This is a genomic window from Streptomyces sp. ActVer (genome assembly GCF_027270795.1).
GTDB classification, from domain to species: Bacteria; Actinomycetota; Actinomycetes; order Streptomycetales; family Streptomycetaceae; genus Streptomyces; species Streptomyces umbrinus_A.
Genome location: NZ_JAPWHT010000532.1, coordinates 1 through 6,562 on the forward strand (window position 1 = coordinate 1; position 6,562 = coordinate 6,562).

The following is a 6,562-nucleotide window of genomic DNA, read 5'->3' on the forward strand; positions in this document are numbered from 1 at the left end:
GGGGGAGGGCGGTGGGGTTGGGTGGGGCGCCGGGGATCGAGGGGAGTCGTCCTCTGCGGGTTCGTTGTGGCCGAGCGCGCAGTTCCCCGCGCCCCTTGAAGGGCGCCTTGGGCTGGGTTGGTTGGTCCGGGTACTCCTGACCGGGCGCCGATCCAGCAGGCCTGCCGTGTACGGGGCCCGGGGGCGGGCGAACACCTCCTCCACCGGGCCCTCCTCGACCAGGCGGCCCGCGTACATGACCAGTACTCGGTCGGCGTGTTCGCGGACCATGGGGAGGTCGTGGGTGATCAGGACCAGGGTCGTGCCTGTGGCCTCGCTGCGGTGGGTCAGGAGGTCGAGGAGCCGGCGTTGGGTTTCCGGGTCCTGGGCCGTCGTCGGTTCGTCGGCGATCACGAGGGCGGGGCCGAGCAGCCGACGCCGTACGACGCCCGCCGCCGCGCCCGTGACGAGGCCGAGGGCGAGCAGCGCGAGGACCGATCCCTGAAGCAGCGGCAGGTCCTGCGACTTGGCCGCCCCCAGCGCCGTACGTCCGATGCCCGGCACCGCGAACACCGTCTCCACGGCGGCCGCCCCGCCGGTCAGTCCGACGGCCACCATCCCGAACTGCGGTACCAGTGGCGGGAGTACGCGACGCAGGGCGGCGGCCGAGATGCGGGCCCTGCTGACCCCGGCGCCGCGCCACAGCTCCATCCAGCGCTCGTCGAGGACGGGCGGCAGTGCGTCCGCGACCAGCCGGCCGAGCAGTCCGCCCGCGGGAACGCCGAGTGCGACGGCGGGCAGCACCACGTACTGAGGGCCTTGCCAGCCGGAGGTCGGCAGCACGCCCAGCCACACCCCGCACACCAGCAACGCGACCGTGGCCAGCAGGAATTCGGGCAGTGCGGCGAGCATCGCGGCGACCGCGCCGGCCGAGCCCCGGCCTCGTACGAGAACCGGTGCGACGACCGCGCAGGTCACCAGGAGCGCGACCCCCAGCGCCGCGCCCATCAGGGCGAGCGACACCTGGAGTCCGGAGACGACCGACGGCAGGACGTCGGTGCCCGACACCCAGGACGTGCCGAGGTCGCCGCGCGGCAGGCCGGAGAGCCAACTCCCCAGCAGGGAAAGGGGACCCGCGTCCAGGCCGAGGTCGGCGCGGATCGCGGCGAGGGCCTCCGGCGTGCCCTCCTGTTCGGCCGAGCGGGCGCGCAGGACGGTGAGGGCGGGGTCGCGGCCCGAGAGCCAGGGGAGCAGTCCGACGGCGGCGAGAACCGCGGCGAGGCAGCCGAGCCGGGTGAGCGCGGCCCGGCCGCCGGGTGTGAACAGGCGTGCCATGAACGTCACTTGACGTACGTGTCCGCGGTGATCAGAGCCCGCTCGCGCGGGTCGTGCTCGACGTTCACGACTCCGGCCGCGTCGCCCTGGATCACGCGTTCGTGCAGCATCGGGATCGCGGCGTCGGCGGCCAGCACCGCGGCCTCCGCGTCGATGACGGCCCGGCGGCGCGCGTCACCGGTCTTCGTCCCGGCGGCCTTCTCCAGGGCCGCGTCGACCTTCTTGTCGGACAGTTGGGAGATGATGAAGGAACCCTTCGAACCGAAGTCGCTGTAGAGGTACGCGGCCGGGTCGCCCGAGTCGAGGACGGTCGCCCGGGACAGGATGAACGCGTCGAACTCGCCCGCCAGCGCGTCGGATTCGATGTTCGCGTACTCACGCACGTCCAGCTTCACCTTGAACCCGGCCCGCTGGAGCTGCTGTTGCAGGGTCTGGGCGACCTCGGGCAGTTCGGCGCGGTCGGTGAACGTACCGATCGTGATGGTCTTCCCGTCCGGATCGGCGGACTTGGCGCGCTCGACGGGCTTCCGCAGGTCGGCGGCCCAGGCCCCGCGCAGGGACGCCCCCACGGCGGCCGCCGCCGCACGGAAGATCTCCGGCGCGGGCTTCTTGCCCCCGACCGCTTCGGAGATCACCCATCCGTGGACCATCTCGTCGAGCCCGGTGCGCCGGCTATGGCCTCAGCCCCCAGGGGGCGCTGCTCGTCCGACCCGACGGCCACATCGGTGCCCGCTGGCGCGACCGCGCACCGAGCGACGCCGCCCTCCACCACGTCCTCACCGCGATCGGTGGTTCTCCGCGATCGAGTCGGTGACAACGGGGGTGTGTCGCACAGTGCTTCCGAACGTCGGCCCCAGAGGTGCTGCTTCCTACAGCCGCAGCGCCTTCAGCCCCATGTGCAGGAGCAGGCGGTGCTCGCCGTCGTCCAGGTCGAGGCCTGTGAGTTGTTCGACGCGGGAGAGGCGGTAGTACAGGGTCTGGCGGTGGATGCCCAGTTCGGCGGCGGTGCGGCCGGCCTGGCCCGCGCAGTCGAGGAACACCTCGGCGGTGTGGGCGAGTTCGCGGTGGGCGGGGGCCAGGAGCGGACGTACGGCGGGGTCGTGGGACGCGGTCGGCGGCAGCGTCGTGAGGAGACGGTACGGGCCGATGGACGACCAGTGCGCGACCGGGCCCAGCCGCGGCTCGGCCAGCGCCGCGCGGGCGGCGGCCGATGCCTCCTGCCAGGCGGTGGCGAGGTCGGCGAGACCGGAGTGCGGGACGGCGATCCCGGCCACGACCCGGCCGGGGCGGGGGCCATGCGGTTCCGGAGCCTGCCCGGCCGCCCGCCCGGTTCCCACTGCGGCTTCGGCCGTCCGCCCGGCTGCCCCTGTCCCCTCGGCCGCCCGTCCGGCTCCCCTTGTCCCCTCTGCCGTCCGCCCGGCCTCCGCCTCGCCCGCCCGGCCGGGCTGCTGCTCCGACCCGGTGTCCCGGCCCTGGGTCCCGCCGGTTTGCCGGTGGGCCCCAGGAGGACCAGGCTCCGCCGTGGAGGGCTGTGGGCGCGCTGATCTCCGTACCCCCTCCGCCCTCTCCAGCAGGCGGGCCGCCGCCGTGGTCGCCGGGGTGAGGACCTCCGGGGAGCGGAGGCGGACCAGGAGGGCCAGGCTCTGGGCGGTGGGACCCCAGGGGAGGGCGCAGACGGCGGTGGCGGAGGGGATGGTGCGGACCGACGGCGCGTCGTCGGGGTGGGACGAGGGCCAAGGGGCCACGCAGGCCATTGTGTGGAGGCCCTCGCCGCGGGCGCCCAGCTCCGTGTGGAGTTCCGCCAGTGCCATGTCGCGCTGCCAGCCGCTCTCGGCGGTGAGGACCGCGCGCAGCTCACGGCTGAGGTCCGCGCCCGCCTGGGCCTCGTCCGCCAGCAGGGCGCCGATGCGCGGGGTGACCTCCATCGCCGCGGAGAGCTGCCGGTCGGTGGGACCCGGATCGTCCGCCAGCAGCCACACGTATCCGAGGACCACACCCCGATGGCGTACGGGCAGACAGACGCGGCCCCGGTACACGCCCGCCTCCGGCGTGGGCGGGATACGGACCGGTGCCGTGGCGCGGGCGATGCCGAAGCCCTCGAACCAGGTGCGGACCGTCGAGGTCGAGCGGCGCGTGAGGATCGAGCGGGCGCGTACGGGGTCCAGCGCGGAGGCGTCCAGCTCGCCCTCGCTGTCGTACGCGCCGAAGGCGATCAGCTCGAAGTCGCGGTTCTCCAGCGTCGCGGGGGCGCCGAGGAGCTCCGAGATCTCGTCCACCAGCTCCTGGTATTCGCCCTTGGGATCCGATGTCACCCGGGCATTCTCCATCATTTCCCCGCGCCTTCATACATCTGTCTGAGATCCGGGGCACGGATGCGTGACAGCTGTCGATGGCCGACGATCGGAGGGATCCTTAGGTTTCACGGTGGTTCTCCGTGTCGTACCGGAACGCCGCCGGGCGGCGGTGGGTACGGCCTTCCGCCGGCCTTGTTGTGGAGGTGCCCCGTGCTGGGTCCCGTGATTCTCGCCGCGTCGCGCAGCGACCGGATGCGTCGTCTGATCTCGGCGGCCCCGATGACCAGGCCGGTCGTCGACCGCTTCATCCCCGGCGAGTCGGTCGACCAGGTCGTACCGATCATCCAGGACCTCACGGCCAAGGGCCTGGAGGTCACCATGGACGTGGTCGGCGAGGACATCACCACGCCGGAGCAGGCCACGCTCGCCCGTGACGCGTACCTGGAGCTGATCGACCGCCTCAAGCGGCTGGAGCTCGGGGAGCGCGCCGAGATGTCGGTGAAGCTGTCCCTCTTCGGGCAGTCCCTGGAGGGCGGCCACGAGCTGGCCCTCGCGAACGTCCGGCCCGTCGTCGAGGCCGCCGCGGCCATCGGTACGACCGTCACGCTCGACGCCGAGGACCACACCACCCTCGACTCGATGTTCGCCATCCACGAGGAGCTGCGGAAGGACTTCCCGGAGACCGGCTGCGTCATCCAGGCCTACCTCTTCCGCACCGAGGCCGACGCCCGCCGTCTCGCCGACAGCGGCAGCCGCGTACGGCTCGTGAAGGGCGCGTACAAGGAGCCCGCCGAGGTCGCGTACCAGCAGAAGGCCGAGATCGACAAGGCGTACGTCCGCATCCTGCGCATCCTGATGGAGGGCGAGGGGTACCCGATGATCGGGTCCCACGACCCGCGCCTCATCTCGATCGCCCAGGAGCTGGCCCGGCGCGCCGGCCGCAAGCCCGACGAGTACGAGTTCCAGATGCTGTACGGGATCAGGAGCGACGAGCATCTCCGGCTCGCCGCCGAAGGCCACCGCATGCGTGTCTACACCGCGTACGGCACCGACTGGTACGGCTACTTCATGCGGCGCCTCGCCGAGAAGCCGGCCAACCTCCTCTTCTTCGGCCGCTCGATCCTCACCAAGAGCTGAGAACAGGAACCGAGCACCAGAACTGAGAAACAGAACCGAGATCCAGGGCTTGAGCCCCGAGAACACCGCTCACTAAGGAGTTACGGACACCATGGACGCCGTCACCCAGGTCCCCACCCCCGTCAACGAGCCGGTGCACGGCTATGCCCCCGGCTCTCCCGAGCGCGCCCGCCTGGAGTCCAAGCTCAAGGAGCTCGCCGAGAACCCGGTCGACCTGCCGATGACCATCGGCGGCGAGAAGCGGATGGGCGGCGGCGACCGCTTCGACGTCGTGCAGCCGCACAACCACAAGGCCCGCCTCGGCACGTACGCGAACGCCACCCAGCAGGACGCCCAGGACGCGATCGACGCGGCCCTCGCCGCCGCGCCCGCCTGGCGCGCGATGTCCTTCGACGACCGCGCCGCGATCATCCTGCGCGCCGCCGAGCTGCTGGCCGGTCCGTGGCGCGAGACGCTCGCCGCCTCGACGATGCTCGGTCAGTCGAAGACCGCCCAGCAGGCCGAGATCGACTGTCCCTGTGAGCTGGTCGACTTCTGGCGCTTCAACGTCAAGTACGCGCGTGACCTGCTCGCCGAGCAGCCGCCGGCCAACTCGCCGGGCGTCTGGAACCGCCTCGACCACCGCCCGCTCGAAGGCTTCGTCTACGCGATCACGCCCTTCAACTTCACGGCGATCGCGGGCAACCTGCCGACCGCGCCCGCGCTGATGGGCAACGTGGTCGTCTGGAAGCCGTCGCCGACGCAGACCCACGCGGCCGTTCTCCTCATGCAGCTGCTGGAGGAGGCCGGTCTCCCCAAGGGCGTCATCAACCTCGTCACCGGCGACGGCATCGCGGTCTCCGAGGTCGCCCTGGTCCACCGCGACCTCGCGGGCATCCACTTCACCGGCTCGACCAAGACCTTCCAGTACCTGTGGAAGACGGTCGGCAACAACATTGAGAAGTACCGCACCTACCCCCGCATGGTCGGCGAGACCGGCGGCAAGGACTTCGTCGTCGCGCACCCGAGCGCCGACCCCGCCGTCCTGAAGACGGCCCTGACCCGCGGCTCCTTCGAGTACCAGGGCCAGAAGTGCAGCGCCTCCTCGCGCGCGTACGTCCCGGCCTCCATCTGGAACTCCGGCTTCAAGGAGGAGTTCGCGGCCGAGATCGACGGCATCACCATGGGTGACGTCACCGACCTGTCGAACTTCATCGGAGCCGTCATCGACGAGCGCTCCTTCGCCAAGAACAAGGCGGCGATCGACCGGGCGCACGCCGACCCGTCCTGCACGGTCGTCGCGGGCGGCACCTACGACGACTCGGTCGGCTACTTCGTCCGCCCGACCGTCGTCGAGTGCACGGACCCGGCGAACGAGGTCTTCACGACGGAGTACTTCGGCCCGTTCCTCGCGGTGCACGTGTACGACGACAGCACGGCCGACGGGTACGACGAGATGCTGGCCCAGATGGAGTCGGTGTCGGACTACGCGCTCACCGGCTCGGTCATCGCGGGCGACCGCGCGGCCGCCGCGTACACGATGGAGAAGCTCCGCTACGCCGCGGGCAACTTCTACATCAACGACAAGTCGACCGGCGCCGTCGTCGGCCAGCAGCCCTTCGGCGGCGGCCGCGCGTCCGGCACCAACGACAAGGCGGGCGCCCCGCAGAACCTGATGCGCTGGACCCTGACCCGCGCCATCAAGGAGACCCTGGTCCCGCCGACCGACTACCCGTACCCGCACATGGGCTGAGATCTGCACCCCCGCTCGGGCTGAGATCCGCCCCCGCTCGGGCTGAGATCCGCCCCCGCTCGGGCTGAGATCCGCCCCCGCTCGG

The 6,562-nt window shown here is 71.8% G+C and carries 4 protein-coding genes and 1 pseudogene; 2 read left to right on the forward strand and 3 right to left on the reverse strand.

The genetic code is table 11. The features are described 5' to 3' along the window. The 3 genes and pseudogenes from O3Q52_RS46505 to O3Q52_RS46515 all read right to left on the reverse strand — a co-directional run. Positions 1 to 1,314, reverse strand: a 1,314-nt coding sequence (locus O3Q52_RS46505; protein ID WP_269654523.1) for an ABC transporter permease subunit, incomplete at its 3' end; no start/stop codon positions are given. A gap of 5 nt (positions 1,315 to 1,319) precedes the next feature. Then, positions 1,320 to 1,859: pseudogene (locus O3Q52_RS46510) on the reverse strand (ABC transporter substrate-binding protein); the annotation flags it as partial. Positions 1,860 to 2,183: 324 nt separating this feature from the next. Beyond that, entirely contained in the window at positions 2,184 to 3,626 is a 1,443-nt protein-coding gene (locus O3Q52_RS46515) for a helix-turn-helix domain-containing protein (RefSeq protein WP_269654524.1), read from the reverse strand. A 192-nt stretch (positions 3,627 to 3,818) separates the two neighbouring features. On the opposite strand from O3Q52_RS46515, the gene O3Q52_RS46520 reads away from it, so the two are divergent. Beyond that, positions 3,819 to 4,745, forward strand: a complete 927-nt coding sequence (locus O3Q52_RS46520; protein ID WP_269654525.1) for a proline dehydrogenase family protein — start codon at positions 3,819 to 3,821, stop codon at positions 4,743 to 4,745. Positions 4,746 to 4,836: 91 nt separating this feature from the next. Next, positions 4,837 to 6,477 carry an L-glutamate gamma-semialdehyde dehydrogenase gene (gene pruA, locus O3Q52_RS46525; RefSeq protein ID WP_269654526.1) on the forward strand — a complete coding sequence of 547 codons (1,641 nt, stop codon included), beginning with the start codon at positions 4,837 to 4,839 and terminating at the stop codon, positions 6,475 to 6,477. Positions 6,478 to 6,562 lie beyond the last annotated feature (85 nt).